Origin of the sequence: Streptomyces sp. NBC_01275, from assembly GCF_026340655.1 — a bacterium.
In the GTDB taxonomy this organism is placed as follows: domain Bacteria; phylum Actinomycetota; class Actinomycetes; order Streptomycetales; family Streptomycetaceae; genus Streptomyces.
The window spans coordinates 2,127,502-2,154,141 of sequence record NZ_JAPEOZ010000001.1; the positions used below are offsets into that span (position 1 = coordinate 2,127,502).

Annotated in this window: 21 protein-coding genes; 6 read left to right on the forward strand and 15 right to left on the reverse strand. The window is 70.3% G+C overall.

Annotated elements, in window-relative coordinates; translation table 11 throughout:
* The first annotated feature begins 36 nt into the window (after window positions 1-36).
* Complete coding sequence (locus OG562_RS09130; protein ID WP_266409119.1) at window positions 37-1,029, forward strand: heme A synthase; 993 nt, start codon at window positions 37-39, stop codon at window positions 1,027-1,029.
* 96 nt (window positions 1,030-1,125) lie between these two features.
* Here OG562_RS09130 and OG562_RS09135 read toward each other — a convergent pair whose 3' ends face one another.
* The 3 genes from OG562_RS09135 to OG562_RS09145 all read right to left on the reverse strand — a co-directional run bounded on the left by OG562_RS09135 (window position 1,126) and on the right by OG562_RS09145 (window position 3,707).
* On the reverse strand, window positions 1,126-2,232 hold the full coding sequence (locus OG562_RS09135; RefSeq protein WP_266395739.1) for an amidohydrolase family protein: 1,107 nt from the start codon (window positions 2,230-2,232) through the stop codon (window positions 1,126-1,128).
* Window positions 2,233-2,324: 92 nt separating this feature from the next.
* Complete coding sequence (locus OG562_RS09140; RefSeq protein WP_266395740.1) at window positions 2,325-2,681, reverse strand: hypothetical protein; 357 nt, start codon at window positions 2,679-2,681, stop codon at window positions 2,325-2,327.
* Window positions 2,682-2,789: 108 nt separating this feature from the next.
* Window positions 2,790-3,707: a heme o synthase gene (locus OG562_RS09145; protein ID WP_266395741.1), complete on the reverse strand. Its 918-nt coding sequence runs from the start codon at window positions 3,705-3,707 to the stop codon at window positions 2,790-2,792.
* A gap of 491 nt (window positions 3,708-4,198) precedes the next feature.
* Between OG562_RS09145 and tkt the strand changes: the two genes are divergently transcribed.
* Genes tkt through pgl form a run of 5 tightly spaced genes read left to right on the forward strand, consistent with a single transcriptional unit; the run spans window position 4,199 to window position 10,939 of the window.
* Window positions 4,199-6,286, forward strand: a complete 2,088-nt coding sequence (gene tkt / locus OG562_RS09150) for a transketolase (RefSeq protein WP_266395742.1) — start codon at window positions 4,199-4,201, stop codon at window positions 6,284-6,286.
* A gap of 34 nt (window positions 6,287-6,320) precedes the next feature.
* Window positions 6,321-7,439, forward strand: coding sequence for a transaldolase (gene tal / locus OG562_RS09155; protein WP_266395743.1), 1,119 nt, complete (start codon window positions 6,321-6,323; stop codon window positions 7,437-7,439).
* Window positions 7,440-7,443: 4 nt separating this feature from the next.
* Window positions 7,444-8,982 (forward strand): glucose-6-phosphate dehydrogenase, encoded by a 1,539-nt coding sequence (gene zwf / locus OG562_RS09160; protein WP_266395745.1) that lies wholly within the window; start codon window positions 7,444-7,446, stop codon window positions 8,980-8,982.
* On the forward strand, window positions 8,979-10,160 hold the full coding sequence (gene opcA, locus OG562_RS09165; protein ID WP_266395747.1) for a glucose-6-phosphate dehydrogenase assembly protein OpcA: 1,182 nt from the start codon (window positions 8,979-8,981) through the stop codon (window positions 10,158-10,160). Before zwf ends, opcA begins: the two co-directional genes overlap by 4 nt.
* Window positions 10,157-10,939 carry a 6-phosphogluconolactonase gene (gene pgl, locus OG562_RS09170; RefSeq protein WP_266395748.1) on the forward strand — a complete coding sequence of 261 codons (783 nt, stop codon included), beginning with the start codon at window positions 10,157-10,159 and terminating at the stop codon, window positions 10,937-10,939. Before opcA ends, pgl begins: the two co-directional genes overlap by 4 nt.
* 30 nt (window positions 10,940-10,969) lie before the next feature.
* On the opposite strand, the gene OG562_RS09175 is transcribed toward pgl, so the two are convergent.
* The 12 genes from OG562_RS09175 to uvrC all read right to left on the reverse strand — a co-directional run bounded on the left by OG562_RS09175 (window position 10,970) and on the right by uvrC (window position 26,636).
* On the reverse strand, window positions 10,970-11,884 hold the full coding sequence (locus tag OG562_RS09175; RefSeq protein ID WP_266395749.1) for a hypothetical protein: 915 nt from the start codon (window positions 11,882-11,884) through the stop codon (window positions 10,970-10,972).
* 160 nt (window positions 11,885-12,044) lie between these two features.
* Window positions 12,045-13,694, reverse strand: a complete 1,650-nt coding sequence (gene pgi / locus OG562_RS09180; protein ID WP_266395751.1) for a glucose-6-phosphate isomerase — start codon at window positions 13,692-13,694, stop codon at window positions 12,045-12,047.
* Between the two features lie 296 nt (window positions 13,695-13,990).
* Entirely contained in the window at window positions 13,991-14,326 is a 336-nt protein-coding gene (locus OG562_RS09185) for an RNA polymerase-binding protein RbpA (protein WP_078615979.1), read from the reverse strand.
* 211 nt (window positions 14,327-14,537) lie between these two features.
* On the reverse strand, window positions 14,538-14,768 hold the full coding sequence (gene secG, locus OG562_RS09190; RefSeq protein ID WP_266409121.1) for a preprotein translocase subunit SecG: 231 nt from the start codon (window positions 14,766-14,768) through the stop codon (window positions 14,538-14,540).
* A 149-nt stretch (window positions 14,769-14,917) separates the two neighbouring features.
* Window positions 14,918-15,694: a triose-phosphate isomerase gene (tpiA, locus tag OG562_RS09195; RefSeq protein WP_266395755.1), complete on the reverse strand. Its 777-nt coding sequence runs from the start codon at window positions 15,692-15,694 to the stop codon at window positions 14,918-14,920.
* Between the two features lie 6 nt (window positions 15,695-15,700).
* Entirely contained in the window at window positions 15,701-16,912 is a 1,212-nt protein-coding gene (pgk, locus tag OG562_RS09200) for a phosphoglycerate kinase (RefSeq protein WP_266395757.1), read from the reverse strand.
* A gap of 128 nt (window positions 16,913-17,040) precedes the next feature.
* Window positions 17,041-18,051 carry a type I glyceraldehyde-3-phosphate dehydrogenase gene (gap, locus tag OG562_RS09205; RefSeq protein ID WP_266395759.1) on the reverse strand — a complete coding sequence of 337 codons (1,011 nt, stop codon included), beginning with the start codon at window positions 18,049-18,051 and terminating at the stop codon, window positions 17,041-17,043.
* Window positions 18,052-18,302: 251 nt separating this feature from the next.
* Window positions 18,303-21,257: a M14 family metallopeptidase gene (locus OG562_RS09210; protein ID WP_266395760.1), complete on the reverse strand. Its 2,955-nt coding sequence runs from the start codon at window positions 21,255-21,257 to the stop codon at window positions 18,303-18,305.
* 156 nt (window positions 21,258-21,413) lie between these two features.
* Entirely contained in the window at window positions 21,414-22,403 is a 990-nt protein-coding gene (gene whiA, locus OG562_RS09215) for a DNA-binding protein WhiA (protein WP_266395762.1), read from the reverse strand.
* Complete coding sequence (gene yvcK / locus OG562_RS09220) at window positions 22,394-23,461, reverse strand: uridine diphosphate-N-acetylglucosamine-binding protein YvcK (protein ID WP_266395763.1); 1,068 nt, start codon at window positions 23,459-23,461, stop codon at window positions 22,394-22,396. Before yvcK ends, whiA begins: the two co-directional genes overlap by 10 nt.
* Window positions 23,458-24,585: an RNase adapter RapZ gene (gene rapZ, locus OG562_RS09225; protein ID WP_266395764.1), complete on the reverse strand. Its 1,128-nt coding sequence runs from the start codon at window positions 24,583-24,585 to the stop codon at window positions 23,458-23,460. Before rapZ ends, yvcK begins: the two co-directional genes overlap by 4 nt.
* Window positions 24,582-26,636 (reverse strand): excinuclease ABC subunit UvrC, encoded by a 2,055-nt coding sequence (uvrC, locus tag OG562_RS09230; RefSeq protein WP_266395765.1) that lies wholly within the window; start codon window positions 26,634-26,636, stop codon window positions 24,582-24,584. The genes rapZ and uvrC overlap by 4 nt, the downstream gene beginning before the upstream one ends.
* Window positions 26,637-26,640 lie beyond the last annotated feature (4 nt).

Genomic DNA, 26,640 nt, shown 5'->3' on the forward strand with positions numbered 1-26,640 from the left:
GCACAAGCGGCCGCCTACGATGGGCACGTGCCAAACGTGACCCGCGCCGACGCCGTAGCGGCCGTGCGCAACCCCCTCGCCTTCATCGCCGCCCGCTGGACCCCCGCCTCCCGGACGGTCGAGCGGGCCGCCCTGTCCGCGCTCGTGATGTCGGTGGTCATCGTGGTCACCGGCGGCGCCGTCCGGCTCACGGGCTCGGGCCTGGGCTGCCCGACCTGGCCCAAGTGCACCGCCGACTCGCTCACCGCCACCAGCGCGATGGGCTTCCACGGCGCCATCGAGTTCGGCAACCGCATGCTGACGTACGTGCTGTGCGCGGCGGTCGGCTGGGCGATCATCGCCGCGCGCTCCGAGAAGCCCCGCCGCCGGAGCCTGACCCGGCTGGGCTGGGCGCAGTTCTGGCTGGTGATGAACAACGCGATCCTGGGCGGCGTCGTGGTGCTCGTCGGCCTCAACCCGTACACGGTCGCGGCGCACTTCCTGCTCGCCTCGGCGCTCATCGCCGTCGCCGTGCTGATGTGGCAGCGCGCCCGGGAGGGCGACGGGGCGCCCCGGCCGCTGGTCGGCGGGGCCGTGCAGCAGCTGGTGTGGTTCCTGGTCGCCGCCTCGGCGCTGCTGATCGCCGTCGGCACGGTGGTCACCGGCGCGGGCCCGCACGCGGGCGACTCCAGCGAGGTCGAGCGGATGCCGCTGGACTGGGAGACCGTCGCCAAGCTGCACGCCGTGCTCGCCTGGATCGTGGTGACGCTGACCTTCGCCCTGTGGTTCGTCCTCAAGGCGGTCGACGCCCCGAAGGACCCCCTGCACCGCACCCGGGAGCTGTTCCTGGTGCTGCTCGCGCAGGGCGTCATCGGCTACGTCCAGTACTTCACCAACCTCCCCGAGGTCCTGGTGGGCCTGCACATGCTCGGCTCCGGGCTGGTGTGGATCGCGGTGCTGCGCGTCCTGCTGGCGCTGCGTGAGCGCGCCCGCACGACGATCGACCTCCCGGGCCCGGCGACCGAGGCGACGGTGGGCTCCCGCGCCTGAGCAGGCAGCAGGCAGCAGGCAGCAGGCAGCAGGCAGCAGGCAGCAGGCAGCAGGCAGCAGGCAGCAGGCAGCACAGCCGTAGACCCGGCGGACTCCTCAGTCCAGCGCGTACACCCTGCGCGCGTTGCCCGCCGCGATGAGGCCCGCGACGCGTTGCGCGTCCGTGAGGGACCACGCTCCCTCCGCTACCCAGGCGCCCAGGACCCGGCTCAGGGCCTCGCGGAACAGGCGGGCGCCCACGACGTGGAGTTCGGGCAGCCGTTGGGCCCCGGTGGAGAAGAGGATCTTGCCGAAGGGGGCCAGTTCCAGGATCTCCGCGAGAATCGTCGCGGCCCGGGCGCCGGTGCGTACGAGCGCGGCGCCGGAGTCGGCGTAGACGTGCGGGAAGACGCCGGCGAGGTGGGCGGCGTGGCGATGGTAGGGGTAGCCGTGCAGCAGGACGAGGTCCGTGCCGAGGCCGGCCGTGGCCCGGACGAAGTCGGTGAGCAGCACGGGGTCGGTGCGGTCGATGCGCAGGCCCGGCTCCCCCAGCCCCGCGTGCAGCTGAAGGGGCAGCCCCGAGGCGACGGCGATCCACAGCAGGTGTCGTAGCAGCACGGGATCGCTCAGCTGGCCGCCGACCGGGCGGGCGGCCAGCCAGCGGCCCGCCGCGCCCCGCACCTCGCCGGGACCGGGCGGCTCGGGCGCGAGCGCGAGGCCGTGCCGGACGCCCGCGACGGAGGTGAAGGCCACGGCGTTCGCGGCGGCCCCGTGGACCGACTCGGCGAGGTTGGCCAGGAAGGACTCGACGGTGCCGGAGGTGTCGGCGACCTGTTCGGCGAGGAGTTCCAGGCGCACGATCTCGCGGGCCTCGGCGGCGCCCGCGGAGGCCAGCTCCCCGGGTCCGGTGAGATCGCCGGGCAGCCCGGTGTCGACGAGATACGTCGTGATGCCGCTGCCGCGCAGCAGCCGGCGGCCCGTCTCCAGTACGCCGAGTTCACGACGCCGGGCGAGATAGCGGGCGGGCGGACAGTGCGCTTCCAGGCCGAGCAGCGGGGGGCACCAACGGCGTACCGCGAACCCGGTCTGGGTGTCGAAGAGGGTCGTGCCGGGGGCGGGCGGGCCCTCGGTGCGCGCCAGCTGGGCCTCGAACGTGCCGAGGCCCAGTTCCGTTCTCAGGACGCCGTGGCAGTACTGGTCCACCAAGGACGGTGTTTCGATCATCCGGAACTCCCCGGTACTGGACCTCGTACTCCTGAGGTCCTAACGGGTGAACCGGGTGTCAGGTGTTGCTGATCGGCCTTTCTCGGCCGTTCTCAGCTGTTCTTCGGGCCGCCGACCTGGATCCCGGCCATGCGCGTCCACTCGTACGGCCCTGTCGTCACCTTCGCCGCGAACTCGCCGTCGAAGGACTCGTGGACCGTGACCCCGGCCTTCGCCACGGCCTGCTCGGCGATCTCGACGGAGGGGGCCACGAGGTCGCCCCAGCCGCCGTCCTCACCGACGAGGACGATCCGGGCGCCGCGCTCGCCGATGTACGCGACCTGGCTCTCGGCTCCGCCGTGCTCCTTGGCGAAGGCGCCGATCTGCCGGGCGAGCCGGGCCGCCTTGCGCTCGGTCTTCGCGGCCTGCTTGGCGTCGGCGGTCTCGTCAACCTGCTTGGTGTCTGCCATGGTCAGGATGCTACCGACGGGTAGATCGAACGGCGACGGCCGGGGTGCGTGGCCTTGACCACGTGCCCCGGCCGTCAGGCCGTACAGCTCCCCGAAGAGGAGAGGGCGCTAGCGCAGGAAGGGGTCCACCGCGACCGCGACGAACAGCAGCGAGACGTAGGTGATGGACCAGTGGAACAGCCGCATCTCCTTCAGCTTGGTGCCCGTCGCCTCCGACTTCGCACGGCCGTTCAGGGCGTGCGCCTCCCACAGCCACCAGCCGCCGGCCGTCAGCGCGACCGTGGTGTAGAACCAGCCGGTGTAGCCCAGCGGGGTGAGCAGCAGCGAGACGCCGACCATCACCCAGCTGTAGAGGACGATCTGCTTGGCGACGGTCTTGTTGGAGGCGACGACCGGCAGCATCGGCACGCCCACGCGCGCGTAGTCCTCCCTGACCTTCATGGACAGCGGCCAGTAGTGCGGCGGCGTCCAGAAGAACATGACGAGGAAGAGGACGACCGGCGCCCAGGACAGCGAGTTCGTGACGGCCGACCAGCCGATCAGGACCGGCATGCAGCCGGCGATGCCGCCCCAGACGATGTTCTGCGAGGTACGGCGCTTGAGGATCATCGTGTAGACGACGACATAGAAGAGGAGTGCGCCGAGGGCGAGCCAGGCCGACAGCCAGTTGACGGTCAGACCGAACAGCAGTGTGGAGACCGCCGCAAGGGTGATGCCGAAGGCGAGACATTCACGCGGGCTGACCATGCCGGTGACCAGCGGGCGCTGCGAGGTGCGGTCCATGAGCGCGTCGATGTCGCGGTCGATGTACATGTTCAGGGCGTTGGCGCCGCCCGCGGAGAGGTAGCCGCCGAGGCAGGTCAGCAGCACCAGGCCGAGATCCGGCACACCCTGCCGGGCCAGGAACATCACCGGAACGGTGGTGATCAGCAGCAGCTCGATGATCCGCGGCTTGGTCAGCGCCACGAATGCCTTGACCCGGGCCCCGAGCGGCCGCCGGATCGGGCTCTGGCTCGTCCCGATCATCCCTACTGGACGGGATTCAACGGCCGTCACGCACACCCCTGACAGAGACTCCCAGCAAGCCTCCCCATGTGAATGCGGGGTAAAGGCTCGCGCGTACCACGCCACTGTAGACGTTGCCCATACCCCGATCTTCGCGGGGGTGGGGTCGTGTTGGGAGGGGCCGCTGATCGACCGCTCATCAGCCGCGCGTCGGCCCCTCATCGTCCGCGGAAGGGTTCGCTCGTGATCCGCTGCAGGGCTCGCTCATCATCCGTACGGAGGCTCGATTGAGCAGTCAGATGAGCGGCTCCGTATTCATGTGCCGAATGCGATTCGAGCCAGTCGGGAGGCGGATCCCTGCAAGGCCCGGCAGTCTGGAATGACTCGAAAAAACGCACGTCCCTACGGGGGTAGGCTCGACAGCGGCCGGTGGGTTTCCAGTGCACCGGCAGCCGGTGGGCGCGCGCCCAGATGACCGGTATTCGACATGTGGAGAGGAGCCCTGACCCAGGGTGAGCACCAAGCCGACCACCACAGACCTCGAGTGGACCGAGCTGGACCAGCGGGCCGTCGACACCGCCCGCGTCCTGGCCGCCGACGCCGTACAGAAGGTCGGCAACGGCCATCCCGGCACGGCGATGAGCCTGGCGCCCGCCGCATACACCCTCTTCCAGAAGGTGATGCGGCACGACCCGGCGGACGCCGACTGGGTCGGCCGCGACCGCTTCGTGCTGTCCGCGGGCCACTCGTCCCTGACCCTCTACACCCAGCTGTACCTGGCCGGCTTCGGCCTGGAGCTGGACGACCTGAAGTCGTTCCGCACGTGGGGCTCGAAGACCCCGGGTCACCCGGAGTACGGCCACACCACGGGCGTCGAGACGACGACCGGCCCGCTGGGCCAGGGTGTCGCCAACGCCGTCGGCATGGCGATGGCCGCCCGCTACGAGCGCGGACTGTTCGACCCGGACGCCCCCGTCGGCGAGTCGCCGTTCGACCACTTCATCTTCGCCATCGCCGGTGACGGCTGCCTCCAGGAGGGCATCTCCGCCGAGGCATCCTCGCTGGCCGGCCACCAGAAGCTGGGCAACCTGGTCCTGCTGTGGGACGACAACCACATCTCGATCGAGGGCGACACCGAGACGGCCGTCTCCGAAGACGTCGCCAAGCGCTACGAGGCGTACGGCTGGCATGTGCAGCGCGTCGCCCCGAAGCCGGACGGCGACCTGGACCCGCACGCGATCTACAACGCGGTCCAGGCGGCGAAGCAGGTCACGGACAAGCCGTCGTTCATCGCGATGCGCTCGATCATCGCCTGGCCCGCCCCGAACGCGCAGAACACCGAGGCCGCGCACGGCTCGGCGCTCGGCGACGACGAGGTCGCGGCCACCAAGCGCGTCCTCGGCTTCGACCCGGAGCAGTCCTTCGAGGTGGCCGACGAGGTCCTCGCCCACACCCGGCAGGCCCTGGAGCGCGGCGCGCAGGCGAAGGCCGAGTGGGAGAAGTCCTTCCAGCTGTGGCGCGACGACAACGCCGAGCGCGCGGCCGAGTTCGACCGCATCGCCGCGGGCGAGCTGCCGACCGGCTGGGAGGAGAAGATCCCGGTCTTCGAGACCGGCAAGGGCGTCGCCACGCGTGCCGCGTCCGGCAAGGTGCTCCAGGCGCTCGGCGCGGTCATCCCCGAGCTGTGGGGCGGCTCCGCCGACCTCGCGGGCTCGAACAACACGACGATCGACAAGACGTCGTCGTTCCTCCCGGCGGACAACCCGCTGCCGGAGGCGAACCCGTACGGCCGCACGATCCACTTCGGCATCCGCGAGCACTCCATGGCCGCGGAGATGAACGGCATCACGCTGCACGGCAACACCCGCGTCTACGGCGGCACGTTCCTCGTGTTCTCCGACTACATGCGCAACGCGGTACGCCTGTCGGCGCTGATGCACGTGCCGGTGACGTACGTGTGGACGCACGACTCCATCGGCCTCGGCGAGGACGGCCCGACGCACCAGCCGGTCGAGCACCTCGCGTCGCTGCGCGCCATCCCGGGCCTGAACGTGGTCCGCCCGGCCGACGCCAACGAGACGGCCATCGCCTGGCGCGAGATCCAGAAGCGCTGGACGAAGGAGTTCGGCAAGGGCGCCCCGCACGGTCTGGCGCTGACCCGCCAGGGCGTGCCGACGTACGAGTCCAACGAGGACACCGTGCGCGGCGGTTACGTGCTGTTCGAGGCCTCCACGGGGACGCCGGAGGCGATCCTGATCGCGACCGGTTCCGAGGTGCACGTCGCCGTCGAGGCGCGCGAGCGGCTGGAAGCCGACGGCGTGCCCACGCGCGTGGTGTCCATGCCGTGCGTGGAGTGGTTCGAGGAGCAGGACCAGGGGTACCGGGACAGCGTCCTGCCGCCGTCCGTCCGGGCGCGGGTGTCGGTCGAGGCCGGTATCGGTCTGACGTGGCACAAGTACGTCGGGGACGCCGGTCGCATCGTTTCCCTGGAGCACTTCGGTGCTTCGGCCGACGGCAAGGTCCTCTTCCAGGAGTACGGCTTCACTGCCGAGAACGTGGCTTCGCAGGCGCGGGAATCGCTCGCCGCCGCCCAGCGCTGACGCTCACATACGACACGTAGGAGATGCATTTTCCATGACAGACGCACTCAAGCGCCTCTCCGAGGAAGGCGTCGCGATCTGGCTGGACGACCTGTCGCGCAAGCGGATCACGTCCGGCAACCTCGCCGAGCTGATCGACCAGCAGCACGTCGTGGGCGTCACCACCAACCCGTCGATCTTCCAGAAGGCGATCAGCGGCGGCGACGGCTACGAGCAGCAGGTCACCGACCTCGCCGCCCGTAAGGTCACCGTCGACGAGGCCATCCGCATGATCACGACGGCGGACGTCCGGGACGCCGCCGACATCCTGCGCCCGGTCTACGACGCCACCGGCGGCCAGGACGGCCGGGTGTCGATCGAGGTCGACCCGCGCCTGGCGCACGAGACGACGGCGACGATCGCCGAGGCCAAGCAGCTGGCCTGGCTGGTCGACCGCCCCAACACGCTGATCAAGATCCCGGCCACCAAGGCGGGTCTGCCGGCGATCACCGAGGTCATCGGCAACGGCATCAGCGTCAACGTCACGCTGATCTTCTCGCTGGAGCGCTACCGCGAGGTCATGGAGGCCTACCTGGCGGGTCTGGAGAAGGCGCAGGCCAAGGGCCTGGACCTGTCCCTGATCCACTCGGTGGCGTCCTTCTTCGTGTCCCGCGTGGACACCGAGATCGACAAGCGCCTCGACGCGCTGGGCACCACCGAGGCCAAGGCGGCGCGCGGCAAGGCCGCCCTCGCCAACGCCCGGCTGGCCTACCAGGCGTACGAGGAAGTGTTCTCGAACGGCCGCTGGGCCGCACTGGAGAGCGCGGGCGCGAACAAGCAGCGTCCGCTGTGGGCCTCCACCGGCGTGAAGGACCCGGCGTACAAGGACACCCTGTACGTCGACGACCTGGTGGCGCCGAACACGGTGAACACCATGCCGGAGGCGACCCTGGCCGCCACCGAGGACCACGGGCAGATCACCGGCAACACCATCGCCGGCACCTACGAGCAGGCCCGCGCCGACCTCGACGCCGTGGAGAAGCTCGGGATCTCCTACGACGACGTGGTCCAGCTGCTCGAGGACGAGGGCGTCGAGAAGTTCGCGGCCTCCTGGAACGACCTGCTCAAGTCGACCGAGGCGGAGCTGGAGCGCCTCGCCCCCTCGGAGGGCTGATCACTTGTCGCCTTTCACCGGTGCCGGAGCGAATCCGCTCCGTGACCCCGCCGACCGACGGCTCCCGCGTATCGCGGGGCCGTCGGGCCTGGTCATCTTCGGCGTCACGGGCGATTTGTCCCGTAAGAAGCTCATGCCCGCCGTGTACGACCTCGCCAACCGGGGTCTGCTGCCGCCGGGCTTCTCCCTGGTCGGGTTCGCCCGCCGCGAGTGGCAGCACGAGGACTTCGCACAGGAGGTCCACGACGCCGTCAAGGAGCACGCCCGCACGCCCTTCCGCGAGGAGGTCTGGCAGCAGCTCATCCAGGGCATGCGCTTCGTGCAGGGCACGTTCGACGACGACGACGCCTTCGAGCGCCTGCGCGCCACGATCGAGGAGCTCGACAAGGCGCAGGGCACGGGCGGCAACTTCGCCTTCTACCTGTCCGTGCCGCCGCGCTCCTTCCCGGTCGTCATCCAACAGCTGAAGAAGCACGGGCTGGCCGACCAGAAGAACGGCTCCTGGCGGCGCGCGGTCATCGAGAAGCCCTTCGGTCACAACCTGAAGTCGGCGGAGGACCTGAACAAGGTCGTCCACGAGGTCTTCGGCTCGGACCAGGTCTTCCGCATCGACCACTACCTGGGCAAGGAGACCGTCCAGAACATCCTGGCGCTGCGCTTCGCCAACACCATGTTCGAGCCGATCTGGAACCGGTCCTTCGTGGACCATGTGCAGATCACGATGGCCGAGGACATCGGCATCGGCGGCCGCGCGGGGTACTACGACGGCATCGGCGCCGCCCGAGACGTCATCCAGAACCACCTGCTCCAGCTGATGGCCCTCACGGCCATGGAGGAGCCCGCCTCCTTCGACGCGGACGCGCTGGCCGCGGAGAAGACCAAGGTGCTCGGCGCCGTCCGGCTGCCGAAGGACCTGGGCCGCGACACCGTGCGCGGCCAGTACGCGGCCGGGTGGCAGGGCGGCGAGAAGGCCGTCGGCTACCTCGAGGAAGAAGGCATCGACCCCAAGTCGAAGACCGACACCTACGCGGCGATCAAGGTGGGCGTCGACAACCGCCGCTGGGCGGGCGTCCCGTTCTATCTGCGCACCGGCAAGCGGCTCGGCCGCCGCGTCACCGAGATCGCGGTCGTCTTCCAGCGGGCCCCGCACTCCCCCTTCGACTCCACGGCCACCGAGGAGCTCGGCGCGAACGCGATCGTCATCCGCGTCCAGCCCGACGAGGGCATCACCGTCCGCTTCGGCTCCAAGGTGCCCGGCACCTCCATGGAGATCCGGGACGTGTCCATGGACTTCGCCTACGGCGAGTCGTTCACGGAGTCCTCGCCCGAGGCGTACGAGCGGCTGATCCTGGACGTGCTGCTCGGCGACTCCAACCTCTTCCCCCGCACGGAGGAGGTCGAGCTGTCCTGGAAGATCCTCGACCCGATCGAGCAGTACTGGGACAAGCACGGCAAGCCCGCGCAGTACCCGTCGGGCACGTGGGGGCCCGTCGAGGCCGACGAAATGCTCGAGCGAGACGGACGGAGCTGGCGCCGGCCATGAAGACAGACCTCACGGACACCACTGCCAGCAAGATCAACAAGGCGTTGGTGCAGGGCCGCCGTGCGATAGGCACGCCCGCCGTCGGCATGGTGCTCACCCTCGTCGTCGTCACGGACGAGGAGAACGCCTACGACGCCCTGAAGGCCGCAAACGACGCGTCGCGCGAGCACCCCTCGCGCACGCTCGTGGTGATCAAGCGCGTCTCGCGCTCCCCCCGGGGCCGCACCCAGTCCCGCCTCGACGCCGAGGTGCGGCTGGGCGCGGACGCGGGCAGCGGCGAGACGGTGATCCTCCGGCTGTACGGCGAGGTGTCCGACCACGCCCAGTCCGTCGTGCTGCCGCTGCTGCTGCCGGACGCGCCGGTGGTGGTCTGGTGGTCGGTGGACGCCCCGCGCGACCCGGCGGGCGACCCGCTGGGCGCCCTGGGCCAGCGCCGGGTCACCGACAGCTACGCGGCGGAGAAGCCGGTCCACGAACTGCGGGCCCGCGCCGAGAGCTACGAACCGGGCGACACCGACCTCGCATGGGCCCGGATCACCCCGTGGCGTTCGATGCTGGCCGCCGCCCTCGACCAGGTCAGCTCGGAGATCGTCTCCGCCGAGGTGGCGGGCGAGGAGTCCAACCCGAGCGTCGAGCTGCTCGCCATGTGGCTGGCCGACCGGCTCCATGTGCACGTCCGGCGGGCGATCTCCGCCGGTCCGGGTCTGACCCAGGTGCGGATGGAGACCACCGGCGGCCCGATCACGCTGCACCGGTCGGACGGCGCGATGGCCACGCTGGCCCTGCCGGGCCAGCCGGACCGGGCGGTGGCGCTCAAGCGTCGCGAGACGTCCGAGCTGCTCGCGGAGGAGCTGCGCAGGCTCGACCCGGACGACACGTTCGCGTCCGCGCTGCGGTTCGGCGTGGACCGGCTGGGCGGGATCGCCTCGGCCGCGGAGCGGGTCGAGGCGGCGGCCGGTCAGCCGACGCCCGCCCTTCCGGTCCGCACGGTGCCGGAGCCCGAGACTGCGTCTGCGTCTGCATCTGTGTCTGAGGGTGCGTCTGTGTCTGCGGACGAGACGCCCGCAGGCAAGGCGTCCGCGTCGGCTCCGTCGGCCGCCGCCGGGTCGGACCGCTCCGACGCCGACCGGCCGACGCCGGCGCAGATGCCCCCGGTCAGGAAAGCGGATCAGCAGTGAGCACTCCCCAACTGGTCGTGCACCGCGACAAGGAGCTGATGGCGCAGGCCGCCGCGGCCCGCCTCATCACGAAGATCGTGGACGCGCAGGCCTCCCGGGGCCATGCGTCCGTGGTCCTCACCGGCGGCCGCAACGGCAACGGCCTGCTGGCCGCCCTGGCGGCCGCGCCCGCCCGGGACGCCGTCGACTGGGCCCGGCTCGACCTGTGGTGGGGCGACGAGCGCTTCCTGCCGGAGGGCGATCCGGAGCGCAATGTCACGCAGGCCCGCGAGGCCCTGCTGGACTCCGTGCCCGTGGACCCCAAGCGCGTGCACGCCATGCCCGCGTCCGACGGTCCGTACGGCGCCGACGTGGAGGCGGCCGCGGAGGCGTACGCCGAGGAGCTGGCCCTCGCGGCCGGCCCCGAGAACCATGGCTCCGTGCCCACCTTCGACGTCCTGATGCTGGGCGTCGGCCCGGACACCCATGTGGCCTCGCTCTTCCCGGAGCTGCCGGCCGTGCGGGAGACCGAGCGCACGGTGGTCGGCGTCCACGGCGCGCCCAAGCCTCCGCCGACCCGGGTCACCCTCACGCTTCCGGCGATCCGGGCGGCCCGTGAGGTGTGGCTGCTGGCGGCCGGCGAGGACAAGGCGCAGGCCGCGGCGATCGCCCTGTCCGGCGCGGGCGAGATCCAGGCCCCGGCGGCGGGCGCCCGCGGTCGCGCCCGCACGCTGTGGCTCCTGGACACGGCGGCGGCCTCCCAGCTCCCCAGGGCGCTGTACCCGCCGGCCTCTCCCTGACGCCCTGAGCCCCGCACAGAACCCGTACGGTCAACCGCCGTACGGGTTCTGCCCGTTGTGGGGGCTGTTCGAGCCGTAGGTGTGCGGACCGTAGGGGTTGTACGGCCCGTAGGGGTTCTGCGGCGGCGGGGCGTACGGCGGGTAGGGCGGGCCCTGCTGGAACGGGTTGCCCTGCGGAACCGGACCGCCCTGCGTGGGGACGGGCGGCAGGGTCGCCGGGTGGGCGGTGAGCCGGATGCCGTACCGCCGCTTGAGGCGGCGCATCTCCAGCAGGGAGATCGCCGTGACCGTGACCGGTGCGCCCAGGATGAAGACGACGCCCATCGTGAGGCTCAGGCCGTGCAGGTCGCCCGTGACGAGGTCGGGGACGGCCATCAGCCAGGTCGTCACCGTGGCGAGCAGCGGGGGCAGACAGCGGTGCACGGCGGCGGTGCCGAAGAAGTTCCCGGTGAGCTTGAAGGCGCCCGCCAGCACGAAGAGGACCATCCAGAGCCCCACGAAGCCGACCAGGAGCGTGGAGAGCATCCCGAACGCGCCGGACAGCCTCAGAAGCAGCACGGTCGCGAAGACCGAGCCGACGAGAAGCAGCAGCAGTTTCAGCGAGTTGACGAGCGGCGCCTTCAGCTGCCGCACGGTGCCGGTGCGCCGCCAGACGAAGAGCATCGCGGCGACGGTCAGCGGGGTGAGGAAGAACAGGACGACGGAGGCGGTCGCCGCGTTGCCCAGGACCTCGTCGAAGTCGAACCCGCCCTCGACGTAGGTGTAGACGCCGAGAGCGGCGAACGCCCCGGCGATGACCCGGACGCGCTTGAGCGTCTCCACCGTCGGGTCGAGCGCTTCCGGTATCCACGTGGGGTGGAACACCGCGCGCGCCACGTGATGGGGTTTCAGAAAGGAGCGGGCGGTCAGCGTGCCGCCGGTCCAACTCCTGTGTGCACTGCTCACCTTGGGCTCCCCCGAGCGGTCGGGCTCATGATCGCCGGGGAGTCTACGGGAAGCGGACGGCGACGCGCCGCCCGCTTCCGGCATCCGATGGCCACCTGTTACCGGCTCGGCCGGCTTGCGGTCGCCGACCGGGACGGTCGACCGGGGCTGTCGGCTGGGGCTACCGGCCGCGCAGCTCCCGGTACTTGGCGACCAGGGCCTTGGTGGAGGCATCCAGGCCGGGCACGTCCGCGCCTTCGGTGAGGGCGGGTTCGACGCGCTTGGCGAGGACCTTGCCCAGTTCCACGCCCCACTGGTCGAAGGAGTCGATGTTCCAGACCGCGCCCTGGACGAACACCTTGTGCTCGTAGAGGGCGATGAGCTGGCCGAGGACCGACGGGGTCAGCTCGCGCGCCAGGATCGTGGTCGTGGGGTGGTCGCCCTTGAACGTCTTGTGCGGCACCAACTCCTCTGCCACGCCCTCCGCGCGCACCTCGTCCGGCGTCTTGCCGAAGGCCAGCGCCTGGGTCTGGGCGAAGAAGTTGGCCATCAACAGGTCGTGCTGCGCCTTGAGTTCGTCGCTCAGCTCGGCGACCGGCTCGGCGAAGCCGATGAAGTCGGCCGGGATCAGCTTCGTGCCCTGGTGGATCAACTGGTAGTAGGCGTGCTGGCCGTTGGTGCCCGGGGTGCCCCAGACGATCGGGCCGGTCTGCCAGTCGACCTCCCGCCCGTCCCGGCCGACGTACTTGCCGTTGGACTCCATGTCCAACTGCTGGAGGTAGGCGGCGAACTTGGACAGGTAGTGGCTGTAGGGCAGCACCGCGTGCGACTGGGCGTCGTGGAAGTTGCCGTACCAGATGCCCAGCAGGCCGAGCAGCAGCGGGACGTTGGACTCGGCGGGCGCGGTGCGGAAGTGCTCGTCGACGAGGTGGAAGCCGTCGAGCATCTCGCGGAAGCGGTCCGGGCCGACGGCGATCATCAGCGACAGGCCGATCGCGGAGTCGTAGGAGTAGCGGCCGCCGACCCAGTCCCAGAACTCGAACATGTTGGCCGTGTCGATGCCGAAGTCGGCGACCTTCTCGGCGTTGGTCGACAGTGCCACGAAGTGCTTGGCCACGGCCGTGTCGTCGCTGAGCGCGTCCAGCAGCCAGGTGCGGGCCGAGGTGGCGTTGGTGATCGTCTCGATGGTGGTGAACGTCTTGGAGGCGATGACGAACAGCGTCTCGGCCGGGTCGAGGTCCCGGGTCGCCTCGTGCAGGTCGGCGCCGTCGACGTTGGACACGAAGCGGACCGTGAGGTCGCGGTCGGTGTAGCTGCGCAGCACCTCGTAGGCCATGGCCGGGCCGAGGTCGGAGCCGCCGATGCCGATGTTGACCACGGTGCGGATGCGTCGGCCGGTGTGGCCGGTCCAGGCGCCGGAGCGGACGCGGCCGGCGAAGTCGGCCATCTTGTCGAGGACGGCGTGGACGGCCGGGACCACGTTCTCCCCGTCGACCTCGATCACCGCGTCGCGCGGGGCGCGCAGGGCCGTGTGCAGGACGGCGCGGTCCTCGGTGGTGTTGATCTTCTCGCCGCGGAACATGGCGTCCCGCAGGCCGAACACGTCGGTGGCCGCGGCCAGCTCGCGCAGGAGCCGCAGCGTCTCGTCGTTGACGAGGTGCTTGGAGTAGTCGATGTGCAGGTCGCCGACCTGCAGGGTGTACCCGCTGCCGCGCCCGGGGTCGGCGGCGAACAGCTCTCGCAGCCGCATCTCGCCGAGTTCCTCGTGGTGCTTGGCCAGAGCGGTCCACTCGGGCGTCTGGTTGAGCCTCGTACGGCCGTCTGCGTTCATGTCGGACTTCAGCCTTCTTTCGTGCCTGTCCCAGCTACGTACCTTGCCCCGCTGCCGCTCCCAACCTAATTGATCAATTGAGCGGCGGCGCACCTACAGGTACGTCCGGCTGACGCGTTGGTGTCAGCACGGCGAGAAGACAGCACAGTGAAGAGGCAGCACGGTGAAGAGGCAGCACAGTGAGGAGACAGGACGGCGAGAAGACAGCCCGGAGAGAGACGGGGCAGGGAAGGAGATGCCGGAGAAAGGCATCAGGTCCGGCGGACATCTCTCGATATCCGGCCGGACCCCGGTTCCTAGATCTCGCCCCGCAGTTTGGCGAGCGCCTCGGCGAGGATCGCCTCGCCGTCCGCGTCGCTGCGTCGCTCCCGCACATAGGCGAGGTGCGTCTTGTAGGGCTCGGTGCGCGGCGGGTCCGGGGGGTTGTCCCGGTCCTGCCCGGCGGGAAAGCCGCAGCGCGGGCAGTCCCAGGTCTCGGGAACCTGCGCGTCGCTGGCGAAGCTGGGCACCGTCTCGTGTCCGTTGGAGCACCAGAAGGAGATGCGCAGACGCGGCGCGGACTCGCCCCGCTCGGCCTCGCCCATCGGCCCCGCCCCGACCCGGCTTCCTCGGATCGCGTTGCCACTTGCCACGGTCGTAACTCCCTGCGTAATGGTGCCGCAAAGCGAGTCGGCGTTTCGCTTCGCTGCGAGCGCCTCAGTCTACGTAAGGCCCAACGCGCGTCCAGTGATGGGAGTTACAGCCCCCGCACCTAGACGCAAGCCCCATGATAGGCCGCGCTCAGCTGCGCGTACCGAACATGGGGCCTTACGTGCGGAATGTGCGTTGCCTGTGCGAGTCTGATCAGCTGTTCGTCTTCATCACGATGCCGAGGACGATGATGCACGCGAACCACAGGAAACCGATCACCACGGTGATGCGGTCGAGGTTGCGCTCGGCGACCGAGGAGCCGCCGACGGACGACTGCATGCCGCCACCGAACATGTCGGAGAGGCCGCCGCCCTTTCCCTTGTGCATCAGCACCAGCAGCATCAGCAGCAGGCTGAAGACGATCAGGGCGATCGAGAACCCCAAAACCACGGCTGGACCAACTTCCTCGGATACGGATTTACGACGATGACGATAGGGACAACCACGACGGGGGCACGGCGTGACCGCCATGCCCCCGCAAGGGTACGACGGATCGCCGCCAGGGCATACTCACAGCCCGGCTCTCCGCCGGATCACTGGTCGCGGAAGCGCACGATCTTGACGAACTCCTCCGGGTCCAGCGACGCGCCGCCGATCAGGGCGCCGTCGATGTCGGCCTGCGCCATGATCTCGGCGACGTTGCCGGACTTCACGGAGCCGCCGTACTGGATGCGGACCTTGTCGGCCAGCTCCTGCGTGTACAGCTCGGCGAGCTTGCCGCGGATCGCCGCGCAGACCTCCTGCGCGTCGTCTGCGCCGCACACCTTGCCGGTGCCGATGGCCCACACCGGCTCGTAGGCGATCACGACGGTCTCGGCCTGCTCGACCGGGAGGTCCTTCAGGCCGCCCTCGACCTGGGCGAGGGTGTGGGCGACGTGGTTGCCCGCCTCACGGACCTCGAGCTCCTCGCCGACGCAGAGGATCGGCGTGAGGTCGTGCTTGTAGGCAGCCCTGACCTTGGCGTTGACGATCTCGTCGGTCTCGGCGTGGTACTGGCGGCGCTCGGAGTGGCCGACCGCCACGTAGGTGCACTTCAGCTTGGCCAGCATGGATCCGGAGATCTCGCCGGTGTAGGCGCCGCTGTCGTGCGCCGAGATGTCCTGGGCGCCGTACTTGATCTTGAGCTTGTCGCCGTCGACCAGGGTCTGCACCGAGCGCAGGTCGGTGAAGGGCGGCAGGACGGCGACCTCGACGGCCTCGTAGTCCTTGTCCGCGAGGGCGAAGGCCAGCTTCTGGACGTGGGCGATGGCCTCGAGGTGGTTGAGGTTCATCTTCCAGTTGCCCGCCATGAGGGGCGTACGGGTGGTCATGCGGGGTCAGTCCTCCAGTGCGGCGAGGCCGGGGAGCGTCTTGCCCTCGAGGTATTCGAGGGAGGCGCCGCCGCCGGTCGAGATGTGGCCGAATGCGTTCTCGTCGAAGCCCAGGAGGCGGACGGCCGCGGCGGAGTCGCCGCCGCCGACGACCGTGAAGGCCGGGGAGTCGAGGAGTGCCTGGGCGACCGCCTTGGTGCCCTCGGCGTAGTCGGGGTGCTCGAAGACGCCCATGGGGCCGTTCCAGAAGACGGTGGCCGCGTCGGCGAGCTTCGAGGCGTACAGCTTGCGGGACTCCGGACCGATGTCCAGACCCATCTGGTCGGCGGGGATGGCGTCCGCGGCGACGGTGGTCGGGTGGGACGGGGCCTTGGTCTTCAGGTCCGGGAACCGGTCCGCGACCACGACGTCGACGGGGACGAGCAGCTCGACGCCGTTCTTCTCGGCGCGCTCGACGTACTCGGCGACGGCGGGCAGCTGGTCGTCCTGGACCAGGGAGGCGCCGATCTCGTACCCCTTCGCCTTGAGGAAGGTGAAGGCCATGCCGCCGCCGATGAGGATGCGGTCGGCCTTGCCGAGCAGCTGGTCGATGACGGCGAGCTTGTCGGAGACCTTGGAGCCGCCGAGGGCGACGACGTAGGGCCGCTGGACGTCCTCGGTGAGCTTCTTCAGGACGCCGACCTCGGTGGCGATGAGGTAGCCGGCGTAGTGCGGCAGGCGCGCCGGCAGGTCGTACACGGAGGCGTGCTTGCGGTGCACCGCGCCGAAGCCGTCGCCGACGTAGACGTCCGCCAGGGCGGCGAGCTGGTCGGCGAACTCGCCGCGCTCGACGTCGTCCTTGGCGGTCTCGCCGGCGTTGAAGCGCAGGTTCTCGATGACCGCGACCTGGCCGGGCTCGAGGCCGTTCACCGCGTCGTGGGCGGCGGGGCCGACGGTGTCCTGGGCGAACGCGACGGGCGCGCCGAGGAGTTCGGCGAGGCGCTCGGCGGGCTGCAGCAGGGAGAAGGCCGGGTCCGGGGCGCCCTGGGGACGGCCCAGGTGCGAGGCGACGACGACCTTGGCGTCCGCGTCGACGAGGGCCTTGATCGTGGGCAGTACGGCGCGGATGCGGCCGTCGTCGGTGATGACGCCGTCGGCCAGCGGCACGTTGAGGTCGGCGCGGACGAAGACCCGCTTGCCGGCCACGCCTTCGGCGAGAAGTTCGTCGATCGTCTTCATGAATGGGCTCCTAGGAAGGCTCTTCGGATCCGGGAGGGCGGATCGATCGTTACGTGGCACAGGGCCCGGACAGCGCGGCTCTGCGCTGCCCGGGCCCTGTGCTCACATCGAGGTGCCTGCTCCGGGACTTAGAGCTGGCCGCCGACGAAGACCGTCAGGTCGACGAGGCGGTTGGAGTAGCCCCACTCGTTGTCGTACCAGCCGAGGATCTTCACCGTGTTGCCCTCCTGGACCATGGTCAGGGAGGAGTCGAAGGTGCAGGAGGCCGGGTCGCTGACGATGTCCGAGGAGACGATCTCGTCCTCGGTGTAGGCCAGGTAGCCCTTGAGGTCGCCGTCCTCGGAGGCCTTCTTGAACGCGGCGTTGACCTCGTCCTTGGTGACCTCGCGCTGCAGCGTCACGACCAGGTCGGTGGCCGAGCCGGTCGGGACCGGGACGCGCATCGCGATGCCGTCGAGCTTGCCCTTGAGCTGCGGGAGGACCAGGGCGGTGGCCTTCGCGGCGCCCGTCGTGGTGGGGATGATGTTCTCGGCGGCGGCGCGGGCGCGGCGCAGGTCCGAGTGCGGGAAGTCCAGGATGCGCTGGTCGTTGGTGTACGCGTGGACCGTCGTCATCAGACCCTTGACGATGCCGAAGTTCTCGTCGAGGACCTTGGCCATCGGCGCCACACAGTTGGTGGTACAGGAGGCGTTGGAGATGACGTGGTGCTGCGCCGCGTCGTACTTGTCCTGGTTGACGCCCATCACGATGGTGATGTCCTCGTCCTTGGCCGGAGCCGAGATCAGGACCTTCTTGGCGCCGCCTGCGATGTGCTTCTCGGCGTCGGCCTTCTTGGTGAAGATGCCGGTCGACTCGATGACGATGTCGACGCCGAGCTCGCCCCACGGGATGTCGGCGGGGTTGCGCTCGGAGAGCACCTTGATGGTGTGGCCGTCGACCGTGATCGTGTCGGCGGTGTGCGACACCTCGGCCTTGAGACGGCCCAGGATGGTGTCGTACTTGAGCAGGTGAGCGGTAGTCGCGGTGTCACCCAGGTCGTTGACAGCCACGATCTCGATGTCAGCACCCTGCTCCAGCAGCGCGCGGAAGTAGTTACGACCGATGCGGCCAAAGCCGTTGATGCCTACGCGGATCGTCACGAACCGATCTCCTCGTTGGTACGCCGGCTATGCGATGCCGGCGAGCTGTATTTGGGATGTCCCCGACCAACCCCGACCCTACCTCTCCGAGGCGTCCTGGGTGACATCGAGTCGCCCCATACACGGCAGGGCGGTCCGTACCCGCCAGTAGGGGTACGGACCGCCCGGGCCTGACGGCCCGATCACTCGATTCGGTCACGATGCGTCACGCGTTGTCGACCTCCGCGTGTCACACGCGTGTCGGTCGTATGTCACCCGTCAAGTGAGGCGAGCGCCTTTCCGATGAGCGCGATGCGGTCGGCCGCCGCGGTGACGTGCTCCAGGCCGAAGCCGAGCAGCACGGTGTCGTCGGTGGTGACCGCGCCATAGGTCTGGAACAGCGTTCCCGTGCGGGTCCAGTCCTTCAGGACGGCCGGGCTGCCCGCGGGCGGTCCGGCGACCTTCCAGGCGCCGAGCGACGTCTCGAAGCCCTCGGTCTCGGTGGCGGCGCCGCCGACGACCAGCGAGGCGTCGTCGGCGAGGACGCCGTGGCCGCCGCTGCCGGGGTCGGTGACGTAGGCGATCGAGACCTCGACGTTCTTGCCGGCGTACGCGCTCAGGTCGAAGGTCGTCTGCTGCCAGCCGCTGGAGGCGCCGGTGAGGGCGTTCCAGGAGCCGGTGGAGCCGGTCGCGGTGCAGTCGTTCGACCCGAGGGTGAGGTAGTGCTTCAGCCACGGGTGCTCGCCGATGTAGAAGCCGCCGCCGCACTCCGCGGGCACGGCGGTGCTGGTGGCGCCGCCCGCCTCGGGGAGCGTGGTCCAGTCGTCGGCGCCCACGGTGTGGATCTCGACGATGGCGTTGTCGTAGCCGGGCTCGGTGTCCCACAGCAGCCGGGTGCTCAGCGCCGGCTTGTCGGCCGCGCCGACACCGCTGAGGTCGATGGTGCGGGTGAGGCGCTTGTAGGCGTCGTCGGTGTGGACGGCGGCGGCCATGTACGAGCCCGCGTAGGGGCCGTACGGGTTGACCGTGCCGGCGAACTGTCCGGCGCCCGCGCTCGCGAACTGCGGATACGTGGCGGCGGGCAGCTCGTCCGAGGTGACGCCGTAGGTGCCGGCCCGGTCCAGCGGGTTGCCGGTCGCCGCGCCGAGGGCCCCGCCGGCGCCGGCGAGTGCGCCGGAGCCCGTGAAGCCGGTGGCGCCGGGGGTCGACGTACGGGAGTAGGCGCCGAGGTAGTACTGGCTGAAGTCGTTCGACGGGGTGCCGTCGCCGAGGTCGACGTTGCCGCCGGCCAGTTCGCCCGCCTCGATCAGCTTGCCGCCCTCGTTGAGGAAGGCGCGCAGTTGGAGCTGGGTCGGGTTGCCGGGGACGCTCGCGCCCGTGTAGTGGACGACCGTGCCGAAGTGGTCCAGCACGCCGAGCGCGTCGGGCGCGCCCTGGGTGGCGACGTCCCAGACGAGCGCCTTGCGGCCGTTGGCCTTCAGCGCGTCGACGTAGGTCTGCGCCTGCGTGGCGGCCGCGCCCTCCTCGGCGACGACGAGGGTGTCGGCCTTGGGGCGTGCGGCGATCGTGTAGGTGAAGTGCGAGCTGGAGACCTTCTTGCCGGCCTTGGTCTTGCCGGTGAACCACACCTCGACCTTGTCGCCCGGTGCGCCGTCCCGCACCTTGGCCCGGTACTCGTCGAAGTAGAGGTTGTCGTGCCCGCCGTAGGTCTCGCCGCCCTTCCAGGCCTTCAGCGCCTGGTCGTGGGTACGGCCGCCGTTGACGCGGTACTTGAGCTCCTTGTCGCGGATCGCCTTCCGTACGACGACGGAGACCTGCTGGTCCGCGCCGCGCGAGTACGACGTGGTGAACGGCGCCGGGGTGAAGTCGGCGGACTTCAGGCCGACCGAGGACGACGGCGTGTCGGGGTGGGCGGCGCTCTCGGCGACCGAGAGCGCGAACGGGATGTTCTTGACGAACTCGTCCTGGATCAGCTTCTCGTCGTCCGGGAAGTTGAAGACCGACTGGCAGTCCGAGGCGTTCCACTGGTCGCCGGGGTCGATGTTCGACGCGGTCTGGCAGGTCGACATCTCCGGGGTGAACATCGCCGTGCCGTTGACGTTCGCCGCGTGCCCGTCGGCCTCGCCGTTGGTGGTGTACAGCTCCGAGGAGACCTGCGGGTGGTAGCCCGGGATCGCGGAGTTGTCGGGGGTGCCGGCGAGCGCCTTGTAGAGGACGTCGTCGGGCGTGTCGGTGGCCACCTGCCAGCCGACGCCGTAGAGGAGCAGCTCGGCGGCGGAGTGGTAGTTGATGCCGAACGTGAAGCCGATCCGCTTCTCGAAGGCGTCGAGCGCCTTGGTCTCGGGCTCGGAGCCGGGGCTCGCGCCGCGGTAGGTCTGGCTGGTGGGGTTAGGGGACGAACCCTCGTCGTCGTAGCCCCACTTGTAGGCGAAGTTGCGGTTGAGGTCGACGCCGTCGCCGGTGGAGATCGCGCCGTCGCCGTTGACGTCCCGCAGGTTCTTGCGCCACAGGCGGTTGTCGGTGTCCGCGAAGGTGTAGTCGTAGCCGTCGGGGTTGGCCGACAGGACGAACCACAGCTCGCTGGAGTCGACGATCTTCTTGATGCGCTGATCGGTCTTGTAGTGGTCCAGGTAGTAGTGCATCAGCCGGCGGGTCATCTCCGGGGTGATCCACTCGCGCGCGTGCTGGTTGGACATGTACAGGACCGAGGGCTTGGAGCCGTCCTTGGACTTCTTCGCGTTCTTGGTCAGTTTGAGCGCGAGGATGTCCTGGCCGTCGACCGTCTTGCCGATGGAGACGACCTTGGTGAGGCCCGGGTTCTCCTGGCCGGTGCGGAGGATCTCCTCCTTCAGCCCGCCGCTGCCGCTGTACGGGCGGAAGACGCCGTCGGCCGCGGCCTCCACGCGATTCTCGGCTTTGGCCGAAAGAGTGTGCTCGGTGAGCTCGACGCCCTGCTTCTCGAGCTTCTTCGCCTGATCGTCGGTGAGATAGACCTCGACGGCAGCGGTGCCCTTCTCGGGCGCCTGCTCGCTGAGTTCGTGGCCGTCCTGGCCGGCGGCCAGCAGCAGCGGGATCTGCTGCTTGGTGACGTCGGCACGGAAGACCTTGACCTCGTCCGTGTCGGGCTTCGGTGAACTTCCGGGCTGTGCCTGGGCGATGGGTGCGAGCGCCGCTCCACCGAGCAACAGCGCGCCGACAGCGAGGATCGATCTCGCTCTGCGTCTCATGAACCCCCCTAGCGTGTGTCCGCCACAGCAGCGAACTCTGCCAGGCTCATGACAGTTCATGATCCAGTCAAGAGCATCTCAAAGCCAGACAAACGCCGGTGGCATCGCCCAAACGGGCCATGCCACCGGCGTTCTGAAGGAGGGTCAGCGGCGCGATCAGCCGACCAGGTTGTCGGCGAGGTCCTCGGAGAGGTTGGCGTCCGTGCCCGCGATGCCCAGGTCGGAGGCCCGCTTGTCGGCCATCGCCAGCAGCCGGCGGATACGTCCGGCCACCGCGTCCTTGGTCAGCGGCGGGTCGGCGAGCGCGCCGAGCTCTTCCAGGGACGCCTGCTTGTGGTCCATGCGCAGCCGGCCGGCGGCCGCGAGGTGCTCGGGGACCTCGTCGCCGAGGATCTCCAGGGCCCGCTGGACCCGGGCTCCGGCGGCGACGGCCGCACGGGCCGAGCGGCGCAGGTTGGCGTCGTCGAAGTTGGCGAGGCGGTTGGCCGTGGCGCGCACCTCGCGGCGCATCCGGCGCTCCTCCCAGGCCAGTACCGACTCATGGGCGCCCAGCCGGGTCAGCAGCGCGCCGATCGCGTCGCCGTCGCGGACGACGACCCGGTCGACTCCGCGCACCTCGCGGGCCTTCGCGGCGATCGACAGCCGGCGGGCGGCGCCGACCAGCGCGAGCGCGGCCTCCGGGCCCGGACAGGTCACCTCGAGGGAGGAGGAGCGGCCGGGCTCGGTGAGCGAGCCGTGCGCGAGGAAGGCCCCGCGCCAGGCCGCCTCCGCGTCACAGGTCGCCCCGGAGACCACCTGCGGGGGCAGTCCCCTGATCGGCCGGCCGCGGCCGTCCACCAGTCCCGTCTGCCGGGCCAGCTGGTCGCCGCCGGCGACCACCCGCACGACGTACCGCGAGCCGCGGCGCAGACCGCCCGGCGCCATCACGATCAGTTCCGAGCTGTGGCCGAAGATCTCCAGGATGTCCCGCTTGAGCCGGCGGGCCGCCATCGCCGTGTCCAACTCCGCCTCGATCACGATCCGCCCGCTCACCAGGTGGAGGCCGCCGGCGAACCGCAGGACGGCCGAGACCTCCGCCTTTCTGCAGCAGGTCCGGGTGACGGGGAGCCGGGAGATCTCGTCCTTCACCGCTGCCGTCATCGCCATGGGCCGATCCTTCCATGCATCCGAAAAATACGGTCGTACGCGGCGGCCAGCAGCTCCGGATCATGCCGCGGAGTACCGTCGGGCCGGGCCACCGGGGCCAGCTCGACCGCGGCGCCGAACCGTTTGGCGGCGTCGGTCAGGGAGTCGCGGTCGGGCACGGCCGCCTCGTCGGCCAGCACCACGTCCAGGGCGAGTTTAGGGGCGTGTCGTCCCAAAACCTCCAAATGACGCTGCGGGGAGAAGCCATCGGTTTCTCCGGGCTGCGGCGCGAGGTTCAGCGAGAGTACCCGGCGGGCCTTCGTCTCGGTGAGCGCGTCGAGCAGTTCCGGCACCAGCAGATGCGGGATGACCGAGGAGAACCAGGAACCGGGCCCGAGCACCACCCAGTCCGCGTCCAGGACGGCGGCGACGGCCTCCGGGACGGCGGGCGGGTCGTGCGGCACGACGTGCACGGACTGCACCTCGCCGGGCGTCAGCGCCACGGTCGCCTGCCCCCGTACGGTGTCCACGTCCTCCGGCCGCTCCGGATCGTGCCCCTTGACCAGAGCCTGGAGCTCCAGCGGCACGGCGGACATGGGCAGCACGCGCCCGTGCGCGCCCAGCAGCTTGCCGACCAGGTCCAGGGCCTGGACATGGTCGCCGAGCTGCTCCCACAGGGCGACGATCAGCAGATTGCCGACCGCGTGGCCGTTGATCTCGCCCTGCGACTGGAAACGGTGCTGGATGACGCGGGCCCAGGTCTGGCCCCAGTCGTCGTCGCCGCAGAGCGCGGCCAGCGCCTTGCGCAGATCGCCGGGCGGCAGCACACCCAGCTCGTCGCGCAGCCGCCCGCTGGAGCCGCCGTCGTCGGCCACCGTGACCACGCCGGTGAGGTCGCCGGTGATCCGGCGCAGCGCGGTGAGCGAGGCGGACAGGCCCATGCCGCCGCCGAGGGCGACGACCTTGGGCTGGGTGCCGCGGCGGCGCGGTTTGCCGCCCCGGGCCTCGACCGGCCGACCCTGGCGCCCCTCGGGCGCCACCCTGCGCAGCCGGCCGAGCCGCGGAGTACGTCCTGTCATTCCCGTCCCATGTCCCGGTGTACGACCACCGTCTCCACGCCCTCGGCCGCGAGGCGCGCGGCGAGCTTCTCCGAGGTGGCCACCGAGCGGTGCTTGCCGCCCGTGCAGCCGACCGCGATGGTCACATAACGCTTGCCCTCCCGGCGGTAGCCCGCGGCAACCAGCTGGAGGAGCTCCGTGTAGCGGTCGAGGAACTCCTTCGCGCCGGGCTGGTTGAGGACGTACGCCGAGACCTCCTCGTTGAGGCCGGTGAAGGGGCGCAGCTCCGGGACCCAGTGCGGGTTGGGCAGGAAGCGCATGTCCACGACCAGGTCGGCGTCGACCGGGAGGCCGTACTTGAAGCCGAAGGACATGACGGTGGCCCGCAGCTCGGGCTCCTCCTCGCCGGCGAACTGGGCGTCCATCTTGGCGCGCAGCTCGTGCACGTTGAGGCTGGAGGTGTCGATCACCAGGTCGGCGTCGCCACGCAGCTCGCGCAGCAGCTCGCGCTCGGCGGCGATGCCGTCGACGATCCGGCCGTCGCCCTGGAGGGGGTGCGGGCGGCGCACCGACTCGAAGCGGCGCACCAGGGCGTCGTCGGAGGACTCCAGGAAGACGATCCGCCGGGTGACGTTCCTCGACTCGAGGTCGGCGAGGGACTCGCGGAGGTTGTCGAAGAACCGCCGGCCGCGGACGTCGACGACGACCGCGATCCGCGCCACGTTGCCCTGGGAACGGGCGCCCAGCTCCACCATGGTGGGGATCAGGGCGGGCGGGAGGTTGTCCACGACGAACCAGCCGAGGTCCTCCAGACACTTGGCCGCCGTCGAGCGACCGGCCCCGGACATGCCGGAGATAATCACCAGCTCGGGGATGGCCGCCTCGGGGATCCCTGGCGGCGTGACGTCCGTACTCACCTGTGCTCCGTCTTCCTGGCGCGCTTCTTGCTGGGGGCTGTCGTGGGGTGCGTCCTGCGGGAGGCTCGCGTCGTGCGCGGGGCCTGCCTGGGATGCGTCGTGCGGGGGGCCTGCCTGGAGGGCGTCCTGCGGGACGGCATCCTCGCCGGTCTCCCTGGGCGCTTCCTGGGGCGCCGCTGTGGGCGCCTGATCTCGCTCGGGTGTGGGGTGTGCGTCGTGCTCGCTCATGTCTCCTGCCCCCGTCGTTCTTCCGGGGCTCCCGCGGTGACGGGTTCCCCGGGGGAGCCCGCCGTCGTGTCGGGCTCCTCCTCTTCAATGATCTCTCCCGTCGCCGTGTTCACGGAGGGGGCCGGCGGCGCCGCCTGGGCGAGGGTCGCTGCGATGGTCTCGGCCGTCTTGCGACCTATGCCCGGAACCTCGCAGATCTGGTCGATCGTCGCGGAACGCAGTTTCTTCACCGAGCCGAAGTGCTTGATCAGCGCCTGCTTGCGCGTCTCGCCGAGGCCCGGCACCTCGTCCAGCGGACCGGAGCGGAAGCGCTTGGCGCGCTTGGCGCGCTGGTAGGTGATCGCGAAGCGGTGGGCCTCATCACGGACGCGCTGGAGCAGATAGAGGCCCTCGCTGGAGCGGGGCAGGACGACCGGGTCGTCGTCGCCCGGCAGCCAGACCTCCTCCAGGCGCTTGGCGAGACCGCATACGGCGATGTCGTCGATGCCGAGCTCGTCCAGCGCCCGCTTGGCCGCCGCCACCTGCGGCTGTCCGCCGTCGACGACGACCAGCTGAGGCGGATAGGCGAAGCGCCGGGGACGGCCGTCGTCGTCCTTGAGGCCTGGGCCGAGGTCGCCGTCCGGCTCCTCGTCCGCCCACTCCCCTGTCCGCTCCTTCTCGGCGAGGTAGCGCCGGAAGCGGCGGGTGATCACCTCGTGCATGGAGCGGACGTCGTCCTGGCCCTCGAAGCCCTTGATCTGGAAGCGGCGGTACTCGCTCTTGCGCTGCAGACCGTCCTCGAAGACGACCATGGAGGCCACCACGTCGTCGCCCTGGAGGTGGGAGACGTCGTAGCACTCGATCCGGAGCGGGGCGCTGTCCAGGTCGAGGGCGTCGGCGATCTCCTCCAGGGCACGCGAGCGCGTGGTCAGATCGGAGGCGCGCTTGGTCTTGTGCAGGACGAGCGCCTGCTGGGCGTTGCGCTCGACGGTCTCCATGAGGGCCCGCTTGTCGCCGCGCTGCGGGATGCGCAGCGAGACGCCCGAGCCGCGCCGCACGGTCAGCCACTCCTGCACCGGCCCGACGGGATCGGGCAGCGCCGGGACCAGGACCTCCTTGGGGACGGCGTCCCCGGTCTCCTCGCCGTACAGCTGCTGGAGGGCGTGCTCGACGAGGGCGCCGGTGGTGACGTCCTCGACCTTGTCGGTCACCCAGCCGCGCTGGCCGCGCACGCGTCCGCCGCGGACGTGGAAGATCTGGACGGCCGCCTCCAGCTCGTCCTCGGCGACCGCGATCAGATCGGCGTCGGTGGCGTCCGCGAGCACGACCGCGTTCTTCTCCATGGCCTTCTTCAGGGCCTCGATGTCGTCGCGCAGCCGGGCGGCCCGCTCGTACGCCATCTCCTCGGCCGCCTCCGTCATCTGCTTCTCCAGCCGGCGGAGGTAGGCGCCGGTGCGGCCGGCCATGAAGTCGCAGAACTCGTCCGCCAGTTCCCCGTGCTCCTCGGCGGAGACCCGGCCGACACAGGGCGCCGAGCACTTGCCGATGTAGCCGAGCAGACAGGGCCTGCCGGTGCGGGCGGCGTTCTTGAAGACGCCGGCGGAGCAGGTGCGCACCGGGAAGACGCGCAGCATGAGGTCGACGGTGTCGCGGATCGCCCACGCGTGCGCGTACGGCCCGAAGTAGCGGACGCCCTTCTTCTTGTGGCCGCGCATCACCTGCACGCGCGGGAACTCCTCGCTCATCGTCACCGCGAGGTACGGGTAGCTCTTGTCGTCGCGGTACTTGACGTTGAACCGGGGGTCGTACTCCTTGATCCAGGAGTACTCCAGCTGCAGCGCCTCGACCTCCGTGGACACCACCGTCCACTCCACCGACGCGGCCGTGGTGACCATCGTGCGCGTGCGCGGGTGGAGTCCTGCCAGGTCCTGGAAGTAGTTCGCCAGGCGCTGGCGCAGGCTCTTCGCCTTTCCGACGTAGATCACCCGGCGGTGCTCGTCGCGGAACCTGTACACCCCGGGAGAGTCCGGGATCTGTCCCGGCTTGGGGCGGTAACTGGAGGGGTCGGCCATGTCT

Excerpts from the sequence above, each read along its gene's own strand:
- OG562_RS09210 (WP_266395760.1), bottom strand. The coding sequence starts at position 21,257 with ATGAGACGCAGAGCGAGATCGATCCTCGCTGTCGGCGCGCTGTTGCTC.
- tal (WP_266395743.1), top strand. The coding sequence starts at position 6,321 with ATGACAGACGCACTCAAGCGCCTCTCCGAGGAAGGCGTCGCGATCTGG.
- pgk (WP_266395757.1), bottom strand. The coding sequence starts at position 16,912 with ATGAAGACGATCGACGAACTTCTCGCCGAAGGCGTGGCCGGCAAGCGG.
- rapZ (WP_266395764.1), bottom strand. The coding sequence starts at position 24,585 with ATGAGCGAGCACGACGCACACCCCACACCCGAGCGAGATCAGGCGCCC.
- OG562_RS09135 (WP_266395739.1), bottom strand. The coding sequence starts at position 2,232 with ATGATCGAAACACCGTCCTTGGTGGACCAGTACTGCCACGGCGTCCTG.
- opcA (WP_266395747.1), top strand. The coding sequence starts at position 8,979 with ATGAAGACAGACCTCACGGACACCACTGCCAGCAAGATCAACAAGGCG.
- yvcK (WP_266395763.1), bottom strand. The coding sequence starts at position 23,461 with ATGACAGGACGTACTCCGCGGCTCGGCCGGCTGCGCAGGGTGGCGCCC.
- uvrC (WP_266395765.1), bottom strand. The coding sequence starts at position 26,636 with ATGGCCGACCCCTCCAGTTACCGCCCCAAGCCGGGACAGATCCCGGAC.
- tpiA (WP_266395755.1), bottom strand. The coding sequence starts at position 15,694 with ATGACCACCCGTACGCCCCTCATGGCGGGCAACTGGAAGATGAACCTC.
- pgi (WP_266395751.1), bottom strand. The coding sequence starts at position 13,694 with ATGAACGCAGACGGCCGTACGAGGCTCAACCAGACGCCCGAGTGGACC.
- OG562_RS09140 (WP_266395740.1), bottom strand. The coding sequence starts at position 2,681 with ATGGCAGACACCAAGCAGGTTGACGAGACCGCCGACGCCAAGCAGGCC.
- OG562_RS09145 (WP_266395741.1), bottom strand. The coding sequence starts at position 3,707 with ATGATCGGGACGAGCCAGAGCCCGATCCGGCGGCCGCTCGGGGCCCGG.
- whiA (WP_266395762.1), bottom strand. The coding sequence starts at position 22,403 with ATGGCGATGACGGCAGCGGTGAAGGACGAGATCTCCCGGCTCCCCGTC.